We start from the raw sequence: 23,246 nt of genomic DNA, 5'->3' as shown, positions 1-23,246 counted from the left end.
GCCCGCCCGGGGCCCGTTCCCGTCCCCAGCCGGGGTCCGCACCGGGGACGGCGGGCGCACGATCGCCCACCCTGGGCCCATGAGAGAGCACCCCACCCGTGACCCGTTCGTCCCCGTCGTCCGGTGCGCCGCCGACCTGCTCGCCGTGGTCCCGCACACGCTCGGCTACTGGCCCGCCGACTCCCTCGTCCTGTTCGCCGCCGGCGCGGCCGCGGCGGGCGCGTGCGTGCGCGTCGACCTGCCGCAGGACCCCTCGGACGGGCCCTTCGCGGAGGCGTTCGTGGACGAGCTCGCCGAGCCCGTCGGCCACGACGCCCTCAGCGACCGCGTCTTCGTCATCGTCTACACGGACCCGCCCCCACGGCAGGAGCGGGCCGTGCCGCCGCGCGTCCGGGGCGTGCTCGAGCTCGTGGACCGGGCCGCCGGCCGGGCGGGCCGGCGCACGGCCGCCCGGTGGATCGTGGCCGGCGAGCAGTGGTGGCCGGTGGACGACCCGTCAGACGTCCAGGACGTCGCCGTCATCCAGGACAGCGCCGTCAACGCCGCGCTCGTGGCCGCCGGCAGCTCCTACGCCGCCGCGCCCCGGCAGGCGATGGACCACGAGTACGGCGACCTGCCGGCCGGCACCGTCCGTGACGTCGCGGGGGCCGCCGCCCGCTGGCTGCGTCACGGGGCCGGCGCCTGGCACCACCTCGACCGCCTCGCCCGGTCCCTGGGCGCGTGGCACCTCGTGCTGCGGCTGGTCGGGGACGCCCGGCAGGAGTGGGTCGCCGCACTGCTCGGGCTCGACGACGACCTCCTCGGCTTCCTCGCGGCCGGGCTCGCGGACCCCGTGCTCGCCGACCTGCTCCTGGCCGCCGGGGCGACGGGTGACGTCGACGGCGTGCTCTCCGCCGCCGCCCTCTGGGGCGGGCTGTGCGACGAGGCCCGCGAGGACGCCCAGGCCCCCGGCGGGGAGGACCCCGGCGGGGAGCCCACCGGGCCGACCCTCGCCCCCACCCCCGCCGGCGTGCCGCCGGTGCCCCCCGGCCCCGGCGGCGGGCCCCTCGGCGCCCGCCCGCGGACCGAGCCCGGCGCCGGGGAGCTGATCCTGCTGACGCGGGTCCTCGCGGGGGAGTGGGACGGGACCCCCGACTGGGCCCGGCTCGACGCCCTGTACCGCGTGCTCCTGGCCCTGACCTGGCTGCTCGGACCGGCCCACGCGGTCCGGGCCCGGCGGGACACCGGTGCCGGGGTCCCGCCGCAGGCGGTCCCGACCGCCCGGACGGAGCGGGCCCGGGAGCGCGCGGCGCTCGCGGGCGTGCTCGTCGAGCTGGCCCAGCTCAACCGCTTCCGGGCGCGCGGCTCCCACACGGCGCACTTCGTCCGGCGGGCCACCGCCCTCGTGCCGGGCCACCCGGCGGCGCTGCGCGTGCTCCGCCTCGCCGACGCCCGCCCCGTGCCCGTGTGGGCGCGGGACCGCAGCACCGCCTGGCACGCCTGAGCCCCGCGACGCGCTTTTCCACGGTCCGTGCGCGGGCCGGGAACAAATCCCGGGCACCGGTCGTTCCGCCTCTCAGGACCCTTCAAGCCCACCGCGCCGGACGTTGCCCGGAGCACGGACTTGACAGGGTCATAGGCGTGTTGCCCCGAGGGTGGGCGCCGTGACCGTTCAACGAAAGGCTCTCAGTGTCACCTGCCGCCAGCAAGAAGACGACGGACACCGCGGTCGAGGCCCCGGCCGCCGGGACCGAGGCCACGGGCACGTCCCCGCGGGCGAAGACCGCCGCGGCGAAGTCCACCGCGGCCAAGAAGTCCGTGGCCGCCAAGAAGACGACGGCGACGAAGTCCACCGCCGCCAAGTCGACCGCGGCCCGGAAGACCACCGCGGCCCCCGCCGCCCCGAGGAGCGCCGCCTCCCGGACGACCCGCAAGACCACCGCCGCGCCGGCCACCGCCGTGGACGCCACGGCCGAGGACGTCACCCCCGACGCCGAGGTCGCCGACGAGCCGGCCGCGGCCCCCGCCCGGAAGGCGGCGAGTCGCAAGAAGGCCGCCGCCCCGCGCAAGAAGGCCGCCAAGGACGCCGGGGCCGACGTCGAGGACGACGCCGTGGTGGACGCCGACGCCGACATCGAGGTGGACTTCACCGACGAGGCCGGGGTCGTCGACCCCGACGTGGACGAGGACGAGGAGACGGAGGCCGAGGACGAGGCGGACGCCGAGGAGCAGGCCCCGGCCCCGGCGCCCAAGGACGAGAAGACCTCCGGCTTCGTCATCACCGCCAACGACGACGACGACGCCCCCGCCCAGCAGGTGGTCTCCGCCGGGGCGACCGCCGACCCGGTCAAGGACTACCTCAAGCAGATCGGCAAGGTCGCGCTGCTGAACGCCGAGCAGGAGGTGGACCTGGCGCTGCGGATCGAGGCCGGCCTTTACGCCGAGCACAAGCTCGCGGAGCAGCTGGACTCCCTCGACCCCCAGACCCGCAAGGAGCTGCGCTGGGTGATCCACGACGGCAAGCGGGCGAAGAACCACCTGCTCGAGGCCAACCTGCGCCTGGTAGTCTCCCTCGCCAAGCGCTACACCGGCCGCGGCATGCTGTTCCTGGACCTCATTCAGGAGGGTAACCTCGGCCTGATCCGCGCGGTCGAGAAGTTCGACTACACCAAGGGCTTCAAGTTCTCCACGTACGCGACGTGGTGGATCCGCCAGGCCATCACCCGCGCCATGGCGGACCAGGCCCGCACCATCCGCATCCCGGTGCACATGGTCGAGGTGATCAACAAGCTCGCGCGCGTCCAGCGGCAGATGCTGCAGGACCTCGGCCGGGAGCCCACCCCGGAGGAGCTGGCCAACGAGCTGGACATGACGCCCGAGAAGGTCGTCGAGGTGCAGAAGTACGGCCGTGAGCCGATCTCGCTGCACACCCCGCTCGGCGAGGACGGCGACTCCGAGTTCGGCGACCTCATCGAGGACTCGGAGGCCGTGGTCCCCGCGGACGCCGTGAGCTTCACGCTGCTGCAGGAGCAGCTGCACTCGGTCCTGGACACCCTCTCCGAGCGGGAGGCCGGGGTCGTGGCGATGCGCTTCGGGCTCACCGACGGCCAGCCCAAGACCCTCGACGAGATCGGCAAGGTCTACGGCGTGACCCGCGAGCGGATCCGCCAGATCGAGTCCAAGACCATGTCGAAGCTGCGCCACCCGTCCCGCTCCCAGGTGCTGCGCGACTACCTCGACTGACCGGTCCCGTCCCTCCCGGTCCTCACGGGCGGGGAGGGGCGGGGCGGGCCGGGCGCCAGCCGCCCGCGGCGCCGGGGCCCGGCCCCGGGGCGACCGGCAGGGCCGTCCCGCCCCGTCACGCACGGAGGGCCCCGACACCAGGTGCCGGGGCCCTCCGTGCGTGCGCCGGCCGTTCAGCGGCCGGTCGCCGTGGGGGTCGTCAGGAACCGATGCGCTCCGTCTCGTCCTGCCAGGTGGCCGCCAGGGGCCGGAGCTTCTGCTCGTTCTTGCGCGCGTGGTGGGCGCAGAAGAGCAGTTCGCCGCCCGTGGACTCGAGGATCACTCGGACGTAGGCCTGGGCGCCGCACGCGTCGCAGCGGTCGGTCGCATTCAGTTCTCGGCTTTCCAATGTTGCGTTCACGGGATCCTCCTCCTGTGTCGTACGCGATGCACCGTGGGCGCTGGGCACCTCCGGTGCTCGTACCCGGGGTCTCGTGGACGCATCGGGATACTGCTATATCCAACCACGACCCTCCGACATTCGATCCCTGTCGGGGACGTTTTTCGCCCCCGGCGTAGGCCCCGGTGCGGCCGCCCGCGCCGCCCGCGCCGGGACCGGGCGGCGGGAGCGTGTCCGACGCCCCGACTACAGTGGTGGGGAATCCCGCCGTCCCCCAGGAGCCGTACCCCCGTGACACCCTCCCGTTCCGAATACAACGCCCGCCACCTCTCCGTCCTCGAGGGCCTCGAGGCCGTCCGGAAGCGGCCGGGCATGTACATCGGCTCCACCGACTCCCGCGGGCTGATGCACTGCCTGTGGGAGATCATCGACAACTCCGTGGACGAGGCCCTCGCCGGCTTCGGCCAGGAGATCACGGTGGTCCTGCACGCCGACGGCGCCGTGGAGGTCCACGACGACGGCCGCGGCATCCCCATCGACATCGAGCCCCGCACCGGTCTGACCGGCGTCGAGGTCGTCTTCACGAAGCTGCACGCCGGCGGCAAGTTCGGCGGTGGCTCCTACACCGCCTCCGGCGGCCTGCACGGCGTCGGGGCCTCCGTGGTCAACGCCCTCTCCGCCCGCCTGGACGTCCAGGTGGACCGCGGCGGCAAGACCTACCAGATGTCCTTCCGCCGGGGCGAGCCCGGCCGCTTCGTCGACAAGGGCCGGCCCTCCCCGCACGCGGCCTTCGAGCCGTTCGTGGAGGACTCGGTGCTCGACGTCGTCGGGCGGGCCAAGCGCGGCGTCACCGGCACCCGGATCCGGTACTGGGCGGACGAGCAGATCTTCACCCAGGACGCCCGGTTCAGCTACGAGGAGCTCGCCAAGCGCGCCCGCCAGACCTCGTTCCTCATCCCGGGCCTGCGGATCACCGTCCGCGACCAGCGCGGGCTGCCCGGCACGCCGGGGGAGTTCGGCGCGCACGAGGAGGTGTTCCAGCACGACGGGGGGATCTCCGAGTTCGTGGAGTACCTCTCGGTGGACAGCTCCGTCACCGACGTGTGGCGCTTCCACGGCGAGGGCCGGTTCAAGGAGACCGTCCCGGTCCTCGACGAGAGCGGGCGCTCGAAGCTCACCGAGATCGAGCGCACGTGCGAGGTCGACGTCGCCCTGCGCTGGGGCATCGGCTACGACACCGCGCTGCGCTCCTTCGTCAACATCATCGCCACCCCCAAGGGCGGCACGCACCAGGCCGGCTTCGAGGCGGCGCTGCTGAAGACCTTCCGCAAGCAGGTCGAGGCCAACGCCCGCCGGCTCAAGGCCGGCAGCGACAAGGTGGAGAAGGACGACGTCCTCGCGGGCCTGACCGCCGTGCTCACCGTGCGGCTGGCCGAGCCGCAGTTCGAGGGGCAGACCAAGGAGATCCTCGGCACTCCGGCGGTGCGCCAGATCGTGGCCCGGGTGGTCGAGAAGGAGCTGACCGCGAAGCTGACCTCCACGAACCGCCACGACAAGCAGCAGGCGGGCCAGCTGCTGGAGAAGGTCGTGGCCGAGATGAAGTCCCGCATCTCGGCGCGCGTGCACAAGGAGACCCAGCGGCGCAAGAACGCGCTGGAGACCTCGTCGATGCCCGCCAAGCTCGTCGAGTGCCGCTCCGACGACGTCGAGCGCTCGGAGCTGTTCATCGTGGAGGGCGACTCCGCGCTGGGCACCGCCCGGCTCGCCCGCTCCTCCAACCACCAGGCGCTGCTGCCCATCCGCGGGAAGATCCTCAACGTCCAGAAGGCCTCGATCACGGACATGCTCGCCAACGCCGAGTGCGCGGCCCTGATCCAGGTGATCGGCGCGGGTTCCGGGCGCACCTTCGACCTGTCCGCGGCGCGCTACGGCAAGGTCATCATGATGACGGACGCCGACGTCGACGGCGCCCACATCCGCACCCTGCTGCTCACGCTGTTCTACCGCTACATGCGCCCGCTCGTGGAGGCCGGGCGGGTCTACGCGGCGGTGCCGCCGCTGCACCGGGTCGAGGTCGTCAGCCCGGGGGCGAAGGCCAACGAGATGGTCTACACGTACTCGGAGAAGCAGCTCGGGGACCTGCTGGCGCGCCTGGAGGCGGAGGGCCGGCGGTACAAGGAGCCCATCCAGCGCTACAAGGGCCTGGGGGAGATGGACGCCGACCAGCTCGCCGAGACGACGATGGACGTCCGCCACCGGATGCTGCGCCGGATCCGGGTCGAGGACGCCGAGGCCGCCGAGCACGCGTTCTCGCTGCTCATGGGCTCCGAGGTGGCCCCCCGCAAGGACTTCATCATCGAGGGCGCCGCGCAGCTGGACCAGGAGCGCATCGACGCCTGAGCGGCCGGGCGCAAAGGGCGGGACCGGCGGCTACGCTGGGCAGGACGAGCGACCGTTCCCGAGGAAGGACCCCGCATGAGCGCCTCCCAGACCGCACGTCCCGCCGTCCCGTCCCGGCCCCGCCCGGTGACGGTGACCGTCACCGGCGCCGCTGGCCAGATCGGCTACGCCACCGTCTTCCGCGCCGCGGCCGGGGACCTGCTCGGGCCCGGCACGCCGATCCGGCTGCACCTGCTCGAGCTGCCGCAGGCGCGCCGCGCCGCGGAGGGCACGGCCCTGGAGCTGCAGGACGGGGCCTTCCCGCTGCTGGAGGGCGTCGAGGTCTTCGACGACGCCGCGGCCGCCTTCGAGGGGTCGTCGGTCGGGCTGCTCATCGGCGCCCGCCCCCGCTCGCAGGGCATGGAGCGGGCGGACCTGCTGGAGGCCAACGCGGGCATCTTCTCGGTGCAGGGGCGGGCGATCAACGCCGGCGCGGCCGAGGACTTCCGCGCCGTCGTGGTCGGCAACCCCGCGAACACCAACGCCTACATCGCCGCCTCCCACGCCCCCGACGTCCCACGGGAGCGGTTCACGGCGCTGACCCGGCTCGACCACCACCGCGCGGTCGCGCAGCTGGCCGGGGCGACCGGGGCGCGCGTCGAGGAGATCGCGGGCGTGGCGATCTGGGGCAACCACTCGGCCAACCAGTACCCGGACCTCACCCACGCCACGGTCGCCGGCCGGCCGGCCCTCGAGGTCCTCGCCGGGAAGGGCCTCGGCCTCGACTGGGTGGCCGAGACCTTCATCCCGCGCGTGGCCAGGCGCGGCGCCGAAATCATCGAGGTGCGCGGGGGCTCCTCCGTGGCCTCGGCCGGGCACGCCGCCCTGTGCCACGTCCGCGACTGGGTGCTCGGCACCCCCGAGGGCGCGTGGACGTCGATGGCGGTGGCCTCCGACGGCTCCTACGGCGTGCCGGCGGGCCTCGTGAGCTCCTTCCCCGTCACCTGCCGCGACGGGGCGGCCACGATCGTGCCGGGCCTGGAGCTCGACGGGTTCTCCCGCTCCCGCCTCGAGGCCTCCGTGCAGGAGCTGGCCGAGGAGCGGGAGGCCGTCGCCGCGATGGGGCTGCTGGGCCCCCGCGGCTGAGCGCCGCCGGGGCCGGGCCCGGCCTCAGGAGTAGGCCGGGCCCACCGCGTCGATGACCTGGTCGAGCGGCACGCCCGTCCCGTCCCGGCGGCCGTGCTCGGTGGGCAGGGACCGCGCCACACCGGCGGCGGAGACCGCCTTGGCCGGGCCGTGCCCCACCCAGGCCAGGGACAGGCCGGTCTCGCCCTTGAGGAACCGGTGGGCCCGCACCCCGGCCGTGGCCCGGCCCTTGGGCGGGTACTCGGCGAAGGGGGTGACCTTCACCGAGTACTGGGACATGCCCGGCAGGACCTCGGCCGCTCGGGCGATCGTCACGACGACGGGCGTCTCGTCCGCGGCGCGCACGGCGCCGAAGAAGACGACCTCGTCGCCGGGGCCCAGCTTGATCCCCGCGACGCCGCCGGCCGTGCGGCCCTGCGGGCGGACCGACCCGGCGTCGAAGTGCAGCAGCTTGCCCTGCCGCGTCACGAGGACCAGCTCGTCGTCGTCCGCGGTGGACTCGGCGAGCCCGACGACCTCGTCGCCGTCCCGCAGGGTCACGACCTCCCACTCCTCCCGGTTGAGGGGGTAGTCGGGGTTGACCCGCTTCACCACGCCGTTGCGGGTGCCCAGGGCGAGCACCGCGCCGAGCGGGGCGAGGCCCACGAGCCGCTCCCCGCGGGCGAGCGTGAGGAAGTCCTTGACGGGCACGCCGTCCCCGAGCTTGGGGGTGCCCTCGAAGGCGGTCAGCACGGGCACGTCCATCACCTGCACGCGCACCATGCGCCCCGTGGAGGTCACCGCGCCGATCTCCCCGCGGGCGGTGGCGCCCACCACGGAGGTCAGGGCGTCGTGCTTGATCCGCCGCGGCGGGTCGACCAGGGGCAGTCGGCTCGGGGTGCGGGCGAGCTGCCCGGAGGTGGAGAGGAACACCCAGCACGGGTCGTCGGGGATCTCTAGGGCCAGCCCGCCGGCGGACTTCCGGCCGGGGGCGGGAGCGGCCGACGCGGTGGGCCCCGGCACCGCGTCGGACTCCAGCAGCTCGGTGCGCCGGTCGTCGCCGTGGGTGGCGGAGACCTCCGCGAGCTCCGCGGAGACCAGCGCCCGCAGCCGGGCGTCCGAGCCGAGGACCTCCTCGAGCTCGGCGATCTCCCGGCGCAGCTCCTCCTGCTCCTTCTCGAGCTCGATCCGGGAGAACCGCGTCAGCTGCCGCAGCCGCAGCTCCAGGATGTGGTCGGCCTGCACCCGGGTGAGGCCGAACGCGGCCATCAGCTCCTCGCGCGCGGCCGAGGACTCGTCCGAGGCGCGGATGATCCGGATGACCTCGTCGATGTCGACGATCGCCACGAGCAGGCCCTCGACGAGGTGCAGCCGGTCCCGGCGCCTGCCCAGCCGGTACCCGGTGCGGCGGCGCACCACGGAGAGCCGGTGCTCGACGTAGACCCGCAGCAGCTCGAGCAGGCCCATCGTCCGGGGCTGGCCGTCCACGAGCGCCACATTGTTGATCCCGAAGGAGTCCTCCATGGGCGTGTACTTGTAGAGCTGCTGCAGCACCGCCTCGGGGTTGAACCCGTTCTTCACCTCGATCACGAGCCGCAGCCCGTTCTTGCGGTCGGTGAGGTCCACGACGTCGGAGACGCCCTGGAGCTTCTTCGCCTGCGCCGCCTCCTTGATCTTCTCGGTGACCTTCTCGGGCCCGACCATGTACGGCAGCTCGGTGACCACGATGCCCTGCTTGCGCGGGGAGACCTGCTCGATCGAGACCTTCGCGCGGGTCCGGAACGAGCCCCGCCCCGTCCGGTAGGCGTCCTTGATCCCGTCGAGGCCCACGATCCGCCCGCCCGAGGGCAGGTCGGGGCCGGGGATGTAGCGCATCAGGTCCTCGAGGGTGGCCTCCGGGTGCTCCACGAGGTGGCGGGCGCCCGCGACGACCTCCCGCAGGTTGTGCGGGGCCATGTTCGTCGCCATCCCCACCGCGATGCCCGAGGAGCCGTTGACCAGCAGGTTCGGGAACGCGGCGGGCAGCACCCCCGGCTGGGAGAACTGGTTGTCGTAGTTGGGCACGAAGTCCACGACGTCCTCGTCGAGGTCGGCCGTCAGGGCCAGGGCCGCCGGGGCCATGCGGGCCTCGGTGTAGCGGGAGGCCGCCGGGCCGTCGTCGAGGGAGCCGAAGTTGCCGTGCCCGTCCACGAGCGGCAGGCGCATCGCGAAGGGCTGCGCGAGGCGGACCATCGCGTCGTAGATCGCGGAGTCCCCGTGGGGGTGCAGCTTGCCCATCACCTCGCCCACCACGCGGGCGCTCTTGACGTGGCCCCGGTCGGGGCGCAGCCCCATCCGGTCCATCATGAACAGGATCCGGCGCTGCACCGGCTTGAGCCCGTCCCGCGCGTCCGGGAGGGCGCGGGAGTAGATCACGGAGTAGGAGTACTCGAGGAAGCTCGTCTCCATCTCGGAGGTCACGTCGATGTCGACGATGTTCTCCCGGAAGTCGGCGGGCAGCACGTCCTCGGCGGACGGGCGGGAGGACGCACGGCGGCGAGCCATCAAAGCAGGGGGTCCTTCGGTCGGGGGTCGGCCCCGGGGCGTGCCCGGGCGAGCACGGTGCTGGAGCTCGCCGGGGGACGCACCGGGACGCACCGTTGACGGTGCGGGTTTGTCTACTAGCCTGAAGTCTATGGTTCCAGAGCCCACGGACACGGAGACGCCCAGCCGGTACCCCGAGTACTGGGAGGCCGACGTGATCCTGCGCGACGGCGCGACCGCGCACCTGCGCCCGATCTCCCCGCACGACCGGGACGCGCTGCAGAACTTCCACCAGTCGCAGTCCGAGAGCACCATCTACCTGCGGTTCTTCTCGTACAAGCCGTCCCTGAGCGCCCGGGAGCTCGACCGCTTCACCGTGGTCGACCACAAGAACCGGGTGTGCTTCGTGCTCCTGCTCGGGGACCAGATCATCGGCGTGGGCCGCTACGACCGCACCGGCACCCCGAACGAGGCCGAGGTCGCGTTCATGATCTCCGACGCCCACCAGGGCCGCGGGATCGGCTCGATCCTGCTCGAGCACCTGGCGGCGGCCGCCCGGGAGAACGGCATCGACCGCTTCTCCGCCGAGGTGCTGCCCGAGAACCGCAAGATGCTCCACGTCTTCGCCGAGGCCGGCTACGAGCTCACCCGCCGCTTCGACGACGGGGTGGTCGTGGTGAACTTCGACATCGACCCGACCGAGAGGTCGCTGGCCGTCATGGCCGCCCGCGAGCACCGCGCCGAGGCCCGCTCGATCGCCGACGTCGTCGCACCCTCGTCCGTGGCGGTGATCGGGGCCTCCCGCGATCCCGGCCACGCCGGGCACGCCGTGGTGGAGCACCTGATCGCCTCCGGCTTCGCCGGGCGGCTGCACGGGGTGAGCCCCACCCCGTTCGAGCGCGACGGCATGGTCCACGCCACCTCGATCCGCGACGTCCCCGGGCGCGTGGACCTCGCCGTCGTGGCCGTCCCGGTGGACCAGGTCGCCGGTGTCGTGGAGGAGTGCGGCGCGGCGGGGGTCCACGCGGTGGTCGTGGTCACCGGGGGCTACGCCGAGGCGGGGGCCGAGGGCCAGGCCCGCCAGACCGAGCTCGTGCGCCGCGCCCGCGCCCACGGCATGCGGCTGGTCGGACCGGCGAGCCTCGGCCTGTTCAACACCGCCCCCGACGCCCGGTTCAACGCCTCGATCCTCCACCCGCTGCCCCGGAACGGGTCCCTGGGGCTGTTCAGCCAGTCCGGGGCGATCGGGATGATGATCCACGCGGCCGCGGTGCGCCACGCCGTCGGCGTGTCCACCTACCTCTCCGCGGGCAACCGGGCCGACGTGTCGGGCAACGACATGATGCAGTACTGGGAGGACGACACCGCCACCCGCGCCTGCGGGCTCTACCTGCAGTCCGTGGGCAACCCGCGCAAGTTCTCCCGCATCGCCCGCCGGCTGTCCCTGAACAAGCCCGTCATCGTGGCCAAGAGCGAGGTCACCGGGCTGCGGCTGCCCCCCGGGCACACCGGGCGCACCACCCAGGCGCCCCCGGGGGCGCTGGACGCGATGTTCCGCCAGGCCGGGGTGATCCGCGCGGACACCAGCGAGCAGCTCATGGACGTCGCCGGCATCCTCGTCAGCCAGCCCCTGCCCGCCGGCCCGCGCACCGGCCTCGTCGCCAACGCCCTGGCCCTCGGCCAGCTCATGGAGGACCGGTGCATGCAGCTGGGCCTCGAGGTCGCCGTGACGCAGGCGGGGGTGCCCACCGGCGCCGGCGGCGCCGAGGCGCTCGACGCCCTCCGGGCGGCCGTGGGGCGGACCCTCGGCGCGGAGGCCGTGGACGCGGCCGTGGTCACCCTCATGCCGATCCCGCACACCACCCGCCAGGAGGTCGCCGAGGCCGTGGGGCAGGTGGGCCGCGAGTACGGCAAGGCCGTGGTCGTCGTCTTCACGGGTTGCACCGAGCCGGGCGCCGTCTCCGCCGTCCACCACGGCGGAGACGGCCTGGAGGTCCCCTGCTTCGACTCCCCGGGCGCGGCGCTGCGCGCGCTGGCGAAGGTCGTCGACTACACCCGCTGGCGCGCCCAGGACCAGGGCGTGCTGCGCGAGCCGGAGGGCGTGGACCGGGAGGCCGCCGAGACGTTCGTCGAGACCCTCGCCCCCCGCGTCCCCGGCGACGGGCTGCTCGAGCTGGACACCGAGCAGGTCCGGACGCTGCTCGGCACCTACGGGATCGAGGTCCTGCCCAGCGCCCGCTTCACGGCTCCCGAGGACGCCCTGGCCGCCGCCGAGCGCATCGGCTACCCCGTGGCGCTCAAGACCACCGACCCCAACCTCCGCCACCGCCTGGACCTGGGCGGGGTGCAGCTGAACATCCAGGACGGCGCGCAGCTGCGCGCGGCGATCGACACCATGCACCGCACCCTCGCCGCCTTCGGCTCCTTCGACCTCGAGGTCCAGGCCATGGCCCCGACCGGCCAGGCCGTGGTGGTGCGGGCCATCGAGGACCCCCTCATCGGCCCCGTGCTCTCCTTTGGGATGGCCGGGGACGCCGTCAACCTGCTCGAGGACTGGGCCCACCGGGTCCCGCCGCTGACCGACCTGGACGTGCGGCGGATGGTCCGCGAGCCCAAGGCCTCGCGCAAGCTCTTCGGCTACCAGAGCGTGCCGGCCGCGGACGTGGACCGGCTCGAGGACCTCGTGGGCCGGCTGGCCCTGCTCAAGGACCGGCACCCCGAGATCGCCCGCGTGCAGCTGAACCCGGTGCTCGTGTCCACCGACTCCCTGACCGTCCTCGGCGCCTCCGTCGGGCTCGGCAACCCCCAGCAGCGGACGGACAGCGCTCGCCGGGCCATGCGCGGCTAGGCGGCGCCGGATCCCGTGGCCGACACCATCGCCGGGCGCTACACGCTCATCGACCCCATCGCCCGCGGCGGCAGCGGGGCCGTCTGGCGCGCCTGGGACGGCCGGCTCCAGCAGCTGTGCGCCGCCAAGGTGCTGCGCCAGCGGGACTCCGCGGACCTGCTGCGCTTCGCCCGCGAGCAGTCGGTGAAGCTCGACCACCCGCACGTGCTCGCCCCCTACGGGTGGGCCGCGGAGGACGTGCACGTGGTCATCGCCATGCCCCTGGTCCACGGGGGCACCCTGGAGTCGGCGCTGCGGGACAACGGAGCCGCGTCCTCCGACCTGACGCAGGAGGTCCTGGCCCAGCTGCTCCAGGCCCTCCACTTCGTGCACGCCCAGGGCTGGGTGCACCGCGACGTGAAGCCGGCCAACCTCATGCTCGACAGCACCGGGACGGGGCGTCCCCACGTTTTCCTCTCCGACTTCGGCATCGCCGTGCGGGTCGAGGACGCGCGGCTGACCCGCACGGGCACCGTGGTGGGCACGCCCGGCTACCTGCCCCCGGAGGCGTACGGGCTGACGGACCCCGACCCCGCCCAGGACGTCTACGCCGCCGGGGTCACCGCGCTGCGGATGCTCGACCCGTCCCTCGAGCCGTGGGAGGGGCTCGGTCCCGACGACGCCCGCGCGATCGTCGGGCAGCCGGGGGACCTCGCGGAGCAGCTGGCCGCGCTGCTGACCCCCGACCCCGTCCAGCGGCGCCGGGCCGCCGTGACGGTGCTCCAGGACCTCAGCGCGAGCGCGGCCTGCCGCCGCTTCGACCCGGCCCTCACCCGCGACGGGGAGCCCTTCGAGATCTTCGACGTCCTCGACCCCCTGCCCGAGCCCTGGGCGAGCCGGGCGGGCGCCGGGACCGCACCGCCCGCCACGGAGGCCCCGGTCGCCGAGGCCTCGCACGCCCCGGCGCCCGCCGCAGCGCCGGTGCCGCCCGCGGACCGGGGGACCGGGGGAGCGCAGCGGGCCGGGGACGAGGACCGCACCCCCACGACCGCCGCCGCGGTGCCGACCGCCACGCTGACCGTGCCCGCCGTCCGGCCCCCCGCCGGTGCCGCGGCCCCCGCGCCCACCCGCCGGCGCCGCGGCGCGGCGGCCGCCCTCCTGCTGGTCCTGCTCGGCATCACGGCGGTCCTCGCCGCCTACCTGCTGCTCGAGCCCCCGGGCTCCGCCGAGCCGGGCGCGGAGCCCAGCACGACGGCTCCGGCTCCCGCCACCCCCACGCCCTCCGCCCCGGTGCAGGACGGGCCCGTGCGGATGGAGTGGGTCTGCGAGGACGCCGGCGGCGGGCGGGAGAACTGCTCCTACCGGGCGTCCTGACCGGCCGTGTTGGGCGCGGACGCCGCCGTGGGGGAAAATGGCCCCCATGACGTATTCAGGTGAGCGCGGCCAGCGGCTGGTCGAGGACATCAACAAGGCCGGGTTCTACCCCCAGCTGGTGATCGACGTGGTCCAGGACTCGCTGGACGGCCGGTCCCCGGTCTCGCACCTCGTGCAGCTCGAGACCCACATCGACCGCACCGAGGTGCACCGCCACATCACCGTGCTCGTGCTCGCCGAGGACGTCCTGCACGTCACGCACGTGGACGACGAGGAGTTCGACGAGAGCGGCCGCGACGTCGTCGCCCGCGTGTCCACGGAGACGGTCGGGATCTCGCAGATCCGCTCCGTGACGCTCAGCTACTCCTACTACGAGCCGGCGAACTACCGCCCGGACAGCCCGATCTCCGAGGTGACCCTCGCCATCGCGTGGACGGGCACCCTGCACGTGGACCTCGCCCCCGCGATGTGCGACGACCCCCAGTGCCAGGCCGACCACGGCTACACCGGCACGGCGGCCCGGGAGGACATCGTGCTGCGGATCAGCGCCGAGGCGGACGGGCCCGCCGCGGTCGAGGGGGCGCGGGAGTTCGCGCGGACCCTGCGCCGGGCCAACCTCGCGCCGCTGACCAACGGCGCCCAGATCGCCCAGCCCGCGCACGGGCGCACCCCTGCTCCCCGGCGGGCGGCCGCCGCGACGCCGCGGACCCGGTTCACCGACCGGTTCACCGGCCGCGACGGCGGCGCCGCCCGATGACGGCGGTCCAGGAGGCCCTTCCCGGACTGCCCACCGACCTGCCGGCGCCGCCGCGCTACGGGCGGCGCTCCGTCGCCGAGGTGCTGACCTCCGCCGCGGCGTCCCTCGGGGTGCCCGGCTACGACGACGTGCTGGGGCTGGGCCCGGCGCGCCGGGTCGTCGTCGTCCTGGTGGACGGGCTGGGCCGCGCCCAGCTGCGCGCCCGCGCCGGGCACGCGCCCACGCTCGCCGGCGCGCGGAGCCTGGCGACCCTGGACGCCGCCTTCCCCACGACGACGGCCGCCTCGCTCGCCTCCCTCGGCACGGGCACGCCACCGGGCGCGCACGGGCTCGTCGGCTACGACGTCCTGGACCCGGAGCGCGACCTGGTGGTCAACCAGCTCGGCGGGTGGGACCCCGGGGTGGACGCCCGGACCTGGCAGCCGCTGCCCACGGTGTTCGAGCGGGCGGCCGAGCACGTGGACGTGGTCACGGTCAGCCGGCACCGGTTCGCCGGCTCCGGCCTCACCGGGGCGGCCCTGCGCGGGGGCCGGTTCGTGCCCGCGGACGGGCCCGCGGCGCGCGTGACCGCGGCCCTCGACGAGCTGGCGGCCGGGCGGGACACGCTCATGTACTTCTACTGGGACGAGCTGGACCGCACGGGCCACGCCCGGGGCTGGGAGTCCTGGGAGTGGACGGCCCAGCTCGAGGAGCTCGACGCGTCCCTGCGCCGCCTGGTGGCCCGGGTCCCCTCGGGCACGACCGTGCTGGTCACCGGCGACCACGGCATGGTGGACGTGGCCCCGGAGGCACGGGTGGACTACGCGCAGCTGCCCGGGCTGCTCGACGGCGTGCGCCACACCGCCGGGGAGCCGCGGATGGTCCAGCTGCACCTCGAACCGGAGGCGACCGCCGAGGACGTCCGGCACCTGGTGGGCGCCTGGCGCGAGCGCTTCGGGTCCCGCGTGTGGCTCCTCTCCCGGGAGGCCGCGCTGGCCGCCGGCTACTTCGGAGCGCCCGAGCAGGTGCGCGAGACGGTGCGCGGGCGCATCGGGGACCTGCTCGTCGCGGCGAAGGACCCGCTGGCCCTGTTCGACCTCGGGCGCGTCCGGCCGAGCGCCATGGCGATGGTGGGCCAGCACGGCTCCCTCACCCGCGCGGAGCGCGAGGTGCCGCTGCTGCGGCTCGCCTGACCCGGGCCGCGGAGCCGTGAGCGGAGCCCCGGAGCGCGCTCAGGGGGTGGCGGAGGACGCGGGCTCCGCGCCGGCGTCGGGTTCGCCGGTCCCGCCCGGACCGGCCTCGCCCGTGACGCCGTCGTCCTCCGCCGCGGCCTCCCCGCTCCGCGTCTGCTCGGGGGTGGAGCCGCCCCCCGTGCCCTCGGTGGCCGGGGGCGCGGTCCCGGGGGCGGGGGACTGCGTCCGGGCCGGTGCGGACGGTGCTGGTGCGGACGGCGCCGGGGCGGCGGGAACCGGAGGGGCCGGAGCGGGGACCACCGGCACCGGGGCGACAGGGGCCGGGACCACCGGCTCGGGCACCACGGGCTCGGGCACCACGGGCTCGGGCACCACCGGCTCCGGGGCCGCGGGAGCCGGGGGCTGCGAAGCCGGCGGGGGAAGGACGGGGGCCGCGGGTTCCGGCACGGCCTCGGGAGAAGGAGTGGGCGACGGCGTCGGGCTCGCGCTGCGCGTCCTGGTCGGCGAGGCGGTGGGCGAGGCCGACGGGAGGCCCGTCACGGCCGGGGCGGGGGTGAACTGCCCCTCGCGGCCCGCGCCGAAGAGGTCCCGGCCCACGCCGCCGAGGTACAGGGCGCCCGCGCCGGCCAGCACCACGAGGGCGACGGCGCCCAGGAGCAGGACCGCGACGAGCCGGCCCAGGGTGGGGGACCCGGCGGTGGTCCCGGCGCCGGGGTCGTCCAGCGGATCCGGGTCCTCCGGGCCGCCGGGCACGGCCCGTGCCGGGGCGGCGTCGTACTCGTCCTCCCCGAAGAGATCGTCCTGGATGGTGTTGCCCATGCCGTACAAGCCCCTGACGTGATCGTGTCCGGTCCCGCGGGCACCGGACGGGCGGCCCGCGGACCGGGCGCTGCTGCGTGCACTCTATCCCGTGCGGCGCCGCGGGTTCCCGCGCGCCGGCGGCCGGGCTCAGTCCGAGGAGCTGCCGAAGACGATCTCGTCCCAGCTGGGCACCGAGGACCGGTTCGAGCGGCGGGCCTTGGCCGTCCGGTTGCGGGGGCGGGGCCGGTCCGCGGAGGCGGGCTCGGCCGTGCTGCCGGCGTCGTCGGTCCCCGCGGAGGAGGCGGGGCCCTCGCCACCGGCCGGCTCCGCCCCGGCCGCGGGCGCCTCGCCACGGTCCCCGGCCAGCTCCGCGGTCCGGTCGCCGACCGGGGCGGCGGGCTCGGGGGCCCGCTCCGGGGCCGCCGGTTCCTCCACGGGCTCCCCCACCGGCTCCTCCGCCGGGGCGGCGGCGGGCTCGGGGACCGTCCCCCCGGGCCCGGCGGGGACGGGGAACTGCGTCGCGGCCTGGAAGGGGCGGTCGAAGACCGGGGTGTCCTCGGGGGCGCCGAGCGGGCGGGGCCGGTGCTCGAGGTGGCCCATGCCGCGGCCCAGCAGCTCGGCCAGGGCGTCGTCCCCCTGGACGTCCTCGCCGAGGCGCTGGCCGCGGCGGGCCTGCAGGACGTCGAGGAGGTCGTCGGCCTCCACGGCGGAGCGGCGCAGCTGGGTGAGCTCGGGGCCCAGGCCGCCGGGGACCACGCCCGCGCCGGCGGTGATGGGGGTGTCCGGGCGCTCCGGCTCGGTCAGCGCCTCCGCCCACGCGTTGGCGGACCGGACGCTCTGGTTGGCGGGATTGAAGATCCACTCGGCCGGGGAGGGCTCCTCGCCGGGGGCGGCGGCCGGGTCCACCACGACGAACCGGGCGACGACCGTCCACAGCTGGTCCTCGCGCTGCCAGGAGTCCCACTCGAGGGAGGCCGGGTCCACGCCCAGCTCGCCCGCGCGGTGGGCGACGGCGCGGCCCAGCGTCAGGGGCTCGCCCTCGAAGACGGAGTGGTAGCCGCGGTGGGCGGTCGGGTCCTCGATCTCGACCTTCTGCGCCTCGGCGGCCACGTGGGCGCGCTCGGCGAGGATCGGCCACTCGTAGCGCCGGACCCGGGCGGCCTCCCAGCCGCTCTCGGCCACGATCTCGTCGACCGTGGCGCCGGCGCGGAAGCGCGCCTGGATCTCGCGGGGACCGAACTGCCCGCCCCGCTGGCGCGCCGCGGGCAGGCGCCGCGCCCGCTGGACGGCCAGCCGCAGCTCCTGGTCGATCCTCAGCAGGCGGCGGGTGCCCGTCTCGTCCTCGACGACCAGGTGCTCACCGTCGTCGTGCACACCTGCCAGGCGCAACTGCTCCATGCTCTCAATCCTCCGGTGGGTGGTTCTCGGGTGCGTCGCGGTCCTCGAGCGGGCACTGCGGGGCGGGATCGGGGGCCGCGCACTCCGCGCCGGGCCGGTCTCGCGCCCCAATCCTACTGGGCCGGCAGGCAGCCGCCGGGGACCGGTCGGAACGCCTCCTGCGGCCCGTTCGCGGGCAGGGGACACGGTTGGATTTTTGCCCACGTATGGTGAACAATCTACGCGATACAGAGCCCGGCGGGCCGCTTCGACGCCCCGCCGGAGCCACCCCCGGACCCATTGGAGCGAAGACGGACTATGGCCACTGACTACGACGCGCCGCGCAAGCAGGACGACGAGCTCAAGGAGGACTCGATCGAGGAGCTGCAGACCCGTCGCAGCGACTCGCAGTCGGGCAGCGTGGACGAGGACGAGGCCGCCGCCGCCGAGAGCTTCGAGCTTCCGGGCGCGGACCTGTCGAACGAGGAGCTCTCCGTCATCGTGCTCCCGGCCCAGGAGGACGAGTTCACCTGCGGGTCCTGCTTCCTGGTCCGCCACCGCTCGCAGATCGCCGAGGAGAAGAACGGCGTGAAGTACTGCGTCGAGTGCGTGGGCTGAGTCCGGCCCGGCGACCCGCTCCGCCTCCATGCAGAACCCCGCCGCGACGGCCGTCGCGGCGGGGTTCTGCATGGAGGCGGTCCTCGCGCCCCCAGGAAAACGCTGCGGGGGCGGCCCCGGCGGCGCCGCCGGCCGGTCCCCGGCGGCTCAGCGCCCGGCGAGGACCTCGACGATCCGCTCCGGGTGGCGGGAGGAGGTCAGCCAGTAGGGCGTGGGGTCCACGGGGTCGGTGATGCGGATCCGCACCACCGGGCCCACGGAGGCGCGGAAGTTCATGTAGGCGCGGGCGTCGAGCTCGGGCCCGCGCACCCAGCGGACGGCGTCGCCGCGGAACGCCTCCGCCTCGCCCACGAAGCGCCGCTCGATGCGGGCCCGGCCCACCTGCAGGTGCTCCCGGGTGACGACGATCGACGGGCTGGAGACCGCCAGGGCGATGCCGGCACCGCCGGCGGCCACGACGGCGGCGGCCGCGGCGACCCACGGGTTGACGGGGGCCAGGGACACGAACACGACGGCGCCCACGAACAGGACGAGCAGCCACATCCACCACGCGGGCGAGAGCCGCTCCTCGTAGAGGACCTCGGAGCCGGTCCCGTCCGGGCCGGACGGGCGGGGACGGCGAGGGTCGTCGGCGGGGAACGCGCTGGAGGAGGCAGGGTGGGACATGCCTTAAGACTCTCACGACTGCGCAGGCCGTCCCGCCCGCCCCCGTGGCGTTAGAGTGGGGCACTGTGAACGACCAGTCGACAGGCCACCGGCCGCCGCCCGGGACCGGGTGCCCGCTCAGCATCGCCCTGCGGGCCCTCGATCCCGACCTGCCCCTCCCCGTGTACGCGAAGCCCGGGGACGCCGGCGCGGACCTGCGCTCCCGCGTGGACGTGACCCTGGCCCCCGGTGCGCGGGCACTGGTGCCCACCGGCGTGGCGCTCGCCCTGCCCGTGGGCTACGCGGGGTTCGTCCACCCGCGCTCCGGGCTCGCCGCCCGCCACGGGATCACCGTCGTCAACGCCCCCGGCACGGTGGACTCCGGCTACCGCGGGGAGATCATGGTGACCCTGCTCAACACGGACACCGCCGAGGCCTTCGAGGTGCGCCGGGGCGACCGGATCGCGCAGCTGGTCGTGCAGCGCGTCGAACAGGCCGTCTTCGAGGTGGTCGAGGCCCTGCCGCCCTCCGAGCGCGGGGGCTCGGGCTTCGGCTCCAGCGGCACCGCCTGAGACCGCGCCCGCACCCGAGGCCCCACCGCGAGCAGACCCACGAGCCGGCACGGCGTGCCGGCGGAGGAGAACGAGAACATGTTCGGTCGCAAGAAGAAGCAGCCGCAGCAGGACGCCGCGCCCGGCGGGCACGAGGACGTGCCCGCCGGAGAGGCCGCCGCGGCGGACGCCGCCGAGGCCGCCACGAAGGCCCGGCAGGAGCCGCGGGGACCGCTCGACGTCTCCCAGCTCGAGCACCGGGACGGCTACCTCGACCTCGGGTCGCTGCTCGTGCGGCCCCGCAAGGGCCTGGGCGTGCGCCTCGAGATCGACGAGCGCACCCAGCGCCCCCGCGCCGTGGCCCTGGACCTGGACGGCGGCTCCGTCCAGGTCCAGGCGTTCGCCGCCCCACGCTCCGAGGGGCTGTGGGACGAGGTGCGCCGCGAGCTCGTCGAGTCCCTGCGCACGAGCAACGGGGAGCCCCGGATCGAGGAGGGCCCCTTCGGGCTCCAGGTCCTCACCCGCTTCCCGGCCACCGCCTCGGACGGCACGCGCGGCTTCCGCCTCGCGCGCTTCGTCGGCGTCGACGGGCCCCGCTGGTTCGTCCGCGCCGTGTTTACGGGCACCGCGGCCGTGGCCGCCGAACCGGCCGCGGCCCTGGAGGAGGTCCTGCGCGAGCTGGTGGTCGTGCGCGGCGACAAGCCCATGCCCCCGCGGGAGCTGCTGCCGCTGAGCGTGCCCGAGGGCGCGGTCCGCCGCCCGGCCGACCCGCCCGCGCCGGACCCCGCGCCCGAGCCAGCCCCCGCGCGTCCCCCGCAGCGCGGCCCGGAGATCACGGAGATCGGCTGAGCCGTGACGACGACCTGGACCCGCCCCCCGCGCGCGACGGCCGCGACGGGGGCGATCGACGTCATCACCGAGGACCCGGTGTGCGCGGGCGACCTCGACCCCGCCACCGCGGCCCGGGGCGGGCGCCGCCGCGTGATGGCCACCGGGCTGGTCGAGGAGGTCACCGTTCCCCCGGTGACGGGCGTGCAGAGCTACTGCGCGCTGCTCGTGCCCGACTGCTCCCCGGCGCTGGGGGAGGACGGCCGCCCCGAGCCCCGCCCCCTGCGGCTCGTCTGGCAGGGCCAGCGCAGCGTGCCGGGGGTGACCGCCGGCACCCGGCTGCGCTGCGTGGGCGTGGTCAGCTTCCGGGACGGGCGGCCCACGATGTTCAACCCGCGCTACGAGATCATCGCCAAGCAGGTCGGCAGATAGGACAGGTCAGCACATGACGGACCCCAGCGAGCCCCGGGAGGACACCGAGCCGCCGCGGCGCGCCCGCGACCTGGAGCGCTCGATGGCCGCCTACGCGGCCCGCTCCGGGATGCGCCGCCGGGCCGACGGCCAGCTCGACGTGCTGCACGCCGTGGGCGGCTGGCGCGGGCTCGCCGAGACGATCCTGCCCGGCGTCGTGTTCCTGGCCGTGCTCCTGATCGGCGGCGTCCTGGGCCCCGCCCTGCTCGCCTCGCTGGGCGCGGCGGCCCTGTTCACGGTGCTGCGGCTGGTCCAGCGCCAGAGCCTCCTCCAGGCCGTCTCCGGGTTCGTGGGCGTGGGGGTCTGCTCGCTCGTGGCCCGGGCCACCGGCGAGGCGCTGGACTACTACGTGCCCGGCTTCTGGATCAACGCGATCTGGTGCGCCGGCCTGGGCGTGTCCCTGCTCGCGCGCTGGCCGCTGCTCGGGGTGTTCTACGGGTACATCCGCGGGGAGGGCACGCAGTGGCGCGGGGTGGCGGTGCGCCGCCGCGCCTACCAGATCGCCACCGGCATGCTGATGGCCATGTTCGCGGCCCGGCTCCTCGTGCAGGTGCCCCTGTACCTCGCGGAGAACGTCACCGGCCTGGGCGTGGCCCGCCTGGTGATGGGCGTGCCGCTGTACGCGCTGACCCTGTGGCTCGCGTGGCTCGTCTCCCGGCCCCCGCAGCAGGTCGCCGGGACGCAGGACGGGACGCAGGGCGGAGTCTGAGTCCCGTCAGGCCCCGTGCTCGCCGGCGGTGGTGAACATCGCCCGCAGCTGGGCCTCGCCCTCGGCGCTGGAGACGAAGAACAGCTGGTCGGCGCCCTCGAGGACGTCGTCCCCGGACGGGGTGATGGGCACGCCGTCGCGCAGAATCGCCACGAGCGTCACCTCCGGCGGCCACGGCACCTGCGAGACCATGGTGGCGATCACGGGGTGCTCGTGCGGGACCGTGTACGCCGAGAGCATCGCCCCACCCGTCTGCAGCGTCAGCAGCCGCACGACGTCGCCGACCTCGACCGCCTCCTCGACGAGCGCCGTCATCAGCCGCGGCGTCGAGACCGCGACGTCCACGCCCCACGCGTCGTCGAAGAGCCACTCGTTCTTGGGGTTGTTGACGCGCCCGACCGTGCGGGGCACGCCGAACTCGCTCCGGGCCAGGAGGGAGACCACGAGGTTCGCCTTGTCGTCGCCCGTCGCGGCGACGACGACGTCGGTGTCCTCCAGCCCGCCCTCCCGCAGCGTGGACAGCTCGCAGGCGTCGCCGATGATCCACTGCGCCCCGCGCAGGTCGGAGCGCCCGATCACCTCCGGCTTCTCGTCGAAGATCACCACCTCGTGGCGGTGCGAGAGCAGCTCCCGGGCGATGGAGGCACCCACGGCGCCCGCGCCCACGATCACCACGCGCATCAGCTGCCTCCCGGGTAGCGGTCGTCGCCGGCCACGCCGTCGGCGTCGCGGCGCAGCGAGCTGGCCAGGTCGAGGACGTCCGGGCTCGGCGGCCGGGACAGCACCCTGGTGACGGCCTCGACGTCGTCGGTGCGCATCATGGCGTGCACCACGTCCCCCTGCTGGTAGCTGGTGTCCGGGCCCGGCAGGATGCCCTCCCCGAAGCGGGTCACGAACGCGACGCGCACCCCGGTGGCCTCCGCGATCGCGTCGAGGTGCAGGCCGGACCAGGAGTCGTCGAGCAGGAGCTCCGCGAGCTGGAGCCGCCCGGAGGCCTCCCGGAAGTCCGCGGTGATCGACTGCTCCGGCAGGATCCGGCGCAGCGCCTGGTCGGCGCTCCAGCGCACGGCGGCGACCGTGGGGATGCCCAGGCGCTGGTAGAACTCGGCGCGGTTGGGGTCGTAGATGCGGGCGACCACCCGGCGCACCTTGAAGGTCTCGCGCGCCACCCGGGCGGCGATGATGTTGGAGTTGTCCCCGCTGGAGACCGCCGCGAACGCGTAGGCCTCCTCGATCCCGGCGCGGCGCAGCACCTCGCGGTCGAAGCCCAGGCCCGTGACCTTCTTGCCCCCGAAGGACTTGCGCAGCCGGCGGAACGCCCGGTCGTCCTGGTCGATGACCGCGACGGTGTGCCCGGAGTCCTCGAGGGTGTGGGCGATCATCACGCCGACCCGCCCGACTCCCATGATCACGAAGTGCGCCATGGCTCCCAGCCTAGGCCACCCCGGGGACCGCCCCGGCGCGGGGGCGGCGCAGCTCACGTCCCCC

General features: G+C 75.1%; 20 protein-coding genes. 13 read left to right on the top strand and 7 right to left on the bottom strand.

What is annotated here, in order from left to right; genetic code table 11:
- Positions 1–79 precede the first annotated feature (79 nt).
- A complete protein-coding gene (locus M3185_RS04605; protein ID WP_251332490.1) occupies positions 80–1,483 on the top strand; it encodes a DUF4192 family protein in 1,404 nt (467 codons plus the stop codon).
- A 185-nt stretch (positions 1,484–1,668) separates the two neighbouring features.
- Positions 1,669–3,222: an RNA polymerase sigma factor gene (locus M3185_RS04600; RefSeq protein WP_251332489.1), complete on the top strand. Its 1,554-nt coding sequence runs from the start codon at positions 1,669–1,671 to the stop codon at positions 3,220–3,222.
- Positions 3,223–3,421: 199 nt separating this feature from the next.
- Here the strand turns inward: M3185_RS04600 and M3185_RS04595 are convergent, their stop codons facing one another.
- Positions 3,422–3,622 (bottom strand): DUF7455 domain-containing protein, encoded by a 201-nt coding sequence (locus M3185_RS04595; protein ID WP_017834164.1) that lies wholly within the window; start codon positions 3,620–3,622, stop codon positions 3,422–3,424.
- Positions 3,623–3,892: 270 nt separating this feature from the next.
- Here M3185_RS04595 and M3185_RS04590 point away from each other — a divergent pair, with 270 nt between their 5' ends.
- Both M3185_RS04590 and M3185_RS04585 read left to right on the top strand, forming a co-directional pair.
- Positions 3,893–6,001 carry a DNA gyrase/topoisomerase IV subunit B gene (locus M3185_RS04590; protein ID WP_251332488.1) on the top strand — a complete coding sequence of 703 codons (2,109 nt, stop codon included), beginning with the start codon at positions 3,893–3,895 and terminating at the stop codon, positions 5,999–6,001.
- 75 nt (positions 6,002–6,076) lie between these two features.
- Positions 6,077–7,126: a malate dehydrogenase gene (locus M3185_RS04585; protein WP_251332487.1), complete on the top strand. Its 1,050-nt coding sequence runs from the start codon at positions 6,077–6,079 to the stop codon at positions 7,124–7,126.
- Positions 7,127–7,150: 24 nt separating this feature from the next.
- On the opposite strand, the gene M3185_RS04580 is transcribed toward M3185_RS04585, so the two are convergent.
- Positions 7,151–9,649, bottom strand: coding sequence for a DNA gyrase/topoisomerase IV subunit A (locus M3185_RS04580; RefSeq protein WP_251332486.1), 2,499 nt, complete (start codon positions 9,647–9,649; stop codon positions 7,151–7,153).
- A 130-nt stretch (positions 9,650–9,779) separates the two neighbouring features.
- Between M3185_RS04580 and M3185_RS04575 the strand changes: the two genes are divergently transcribed.
- Genes M3185_RS04575 through M3185_RS04560 form a run of 4 tightly spaced genes read left to right on the top strand, consistent with a single transcriptional unit; the run spans position 9,780 to position 15,758 of the window.
- Positions 9,780–12,476: a bifunctional acetate--CoA ligase family protein/GNAT family N-acetyltransferase gene (locus tag M3185_RS04575; RefSeq protein WP_251332485.1), complete on the top strand. Its 2,697-nt coding sequence runs from the start codon at positions 9,780–9,782 to the stop codon at positions 12,474–12,476.
- Positions 12,477–12,491: 15 nt separating this feature from the next.
- Positions 12,492–13,829: a serine/threonine-protein kinase gene (locus tag M3185_RS04570; RefSeq protein WP_251332484.1), complete on the top strand. Its 1,338-nt coding sequence runs from the start codon at positions 12,492–12,494 to the stop codon at positions 13,827–13,829.
- 46 nt (positions 13,830–13,875) lie between these two features.
- On the top strand, positions 13,876–14,586 hold the full coding sequence (locus M3185_RS04565; RefSeq protein ID WP_251332483.1) for a DUF5998 family protein: 711 nt from the start codon (positions 13,876–13,878) through the stop codon (positions 14,584–14,586).
- Positions 14,583–15,758, top strand: coding sequence for an alkaline phosphatase family protein (locus M3185_RS04560; protein ID WP_251332482.1), 1,176 nt, complete (start codon positions 14,583–14,585; stop codon positions 15,756–15,758). Before M3185_RS04565 ends, M3185_RS04560 begins: the two co-directional genes overlap by 4 nt.
- A gap of 39 nt (positions 15,759–15,797) precedes the next feature.
- Here M3185_RS04560 and M3185_RS04555 read toward each other — a convergent pair whose 3' ends face one another.
- Positions 15,798–16,577: a hypothetical protein gene (locus M3185_RS04555; protein WP_251332481.1), complete on the bottom strand. Its 780-nt coding sequence runs from the start codon at positions 16,575–16,577 to the stop codon at positions 15,798–15,800.
- Positions 16,578–16,706: 129 nt separating this feature from the next.
- Positions 16,707–17,957 carry a septation protein SepH gene (sepH, locus tag M3185_RS04550; protein WP_251332480.1) on the bottom strand — a complete coding sequence of 417 codons (1,251 nt, stop codon included), beginning with the start codon at positions 17,955–17,957 and terminating at the stop codon, positions 16,707–16,709.
- Between the two features lie 297 nt (positions 17,958–18,254).
- Here sepH and M3185_RS04545 point away from each other — a divergent pair, with 297 nt between their 5' ends.
- Positions 18,255–18,554: a DUF4193 domain-containing protein gene (locus M3185_RS04545; protein ID WP_251332479.1), complete on the top strand. Its 300-nt coding sequence runs from the start codon at positions 18,255–18,257 to the stop codon at positions 18,552–18,554.
- A gap of 147 nt (positions 18,555–18,701) precedes the next feature.
- On the opposite strand, the gene M3185_RS04540 is transcribed toward M3185_RS04545, so the two are convergent.
- Positions 18,702–19,220: a DUF3093 domain-containing protein gene (locus M3185_RS04540; RefSeq protein ID WP_251332478.1), complete on the bottom strand. Its 519-nt coding sequence runs from the start codon at positions 19,218–19,220 to the stop codon at positions 18,702–18,704.
- A gap of 122 nt (positions 19,221–19,342) precedes the next feature.
- Here M3185_RS04540 and dut point away from each other — a divergent pair, with 122 nt between their 5' ends.
- The 4 genes from dut (at position 19,343) to M3185_RS04520 (ending at position 21,758) form a co-directional block, all read left to right on the top strand.
- Positions 19,343–19,771, top strand: a complete 429-nt coding sequence (gene dut, locus M3185_RS04535; RefSeq protein ID WP_374238464.1) for a dUTP diphosphatase — start codon at positions 19,343–19,345, stop codon at positions 19,769–19,771.
- Between the two features lie 78 nt (positions 19,772–19,849).
- A complete protein-coding gene (locus tag M3185_RS04530; RefSeq protein WP_251332476.1) occupies positions 19,850–20,599 on the top strand; it encodes a DUF3710 domain-containing protein in 750 nt (249 codons plus the stop codon).
- 3 nt (positions 20,600–20,602) lie between these two features.
- Positions 20,603–21,010 carry a hypothetical protein gene (locus tag M3185_RS04525; RefSeq protein ID WP_251332475.1) on the top strand — a complete coding sequence of 136 codons (408 nt, stop codon included), beginning with the start codon at positions 20,603–20,605 and terminating at the stop codon, positions 21,008–21,010.
- A gap of 13 nt (positions 21,011–21,023) precedes the next feature.
- Positions 21,024–21,758, top strand: coding sequence for a DUF3159 domain-containing protein (locus M3185_RS04520; protein ID WP_251332474.1), 735 nt, complete (start codon positions 21,024–21,026; stop codon positions 21,756–21,758).
- Between the two features lie 6 nt (positions 21,759–21,764).
- On the opposite strand, the gene M3185_RS04515 is transcribed toward M3185_RS04520, so the two are convergent.
- Together M3185_RS04515 and M3185_RS04510 are read right to left on the bottom strand one after the other, a co-directional pair.
- On the bottom strand, positions 21,765–22,439 hold the full coding sequence (locus tag M3185_RS04515; protein WP_251332473.1) for a potassium channel family protein: 675 nt from the start codon (positions 22,437–22,439) through the stop codon (positions 21,765–21,767).
- Entirely contained in the window at positions 22,439–23,182 is a 744-nt protein-coding gene (locus M3185_RS04510; RefSeq protein ID WP_251332472.1) for a potassium channel family protein, read from the bottom strand. The genes M3185_RS04515 and M3185_RS04510 overlap by 1 nt, the downstream gene beginning before the upstream one ends.
- Positions 23,183–23,246 lie beyond the last annotated feature (64 nt).

The organism is Kocuria rosea (genome assembly GCF_023715525.1).
In the GTDB taxonomy this organism is placed as follows: Bacteria; Actinomycetota; Actinomycetes; order Actinomycetales; family Micrococcaceae; genus Kocuria; species Kocuria rosea_A.
This window is presented reverse-complemented; position numbering and strand designations above follow the sequence as displayed.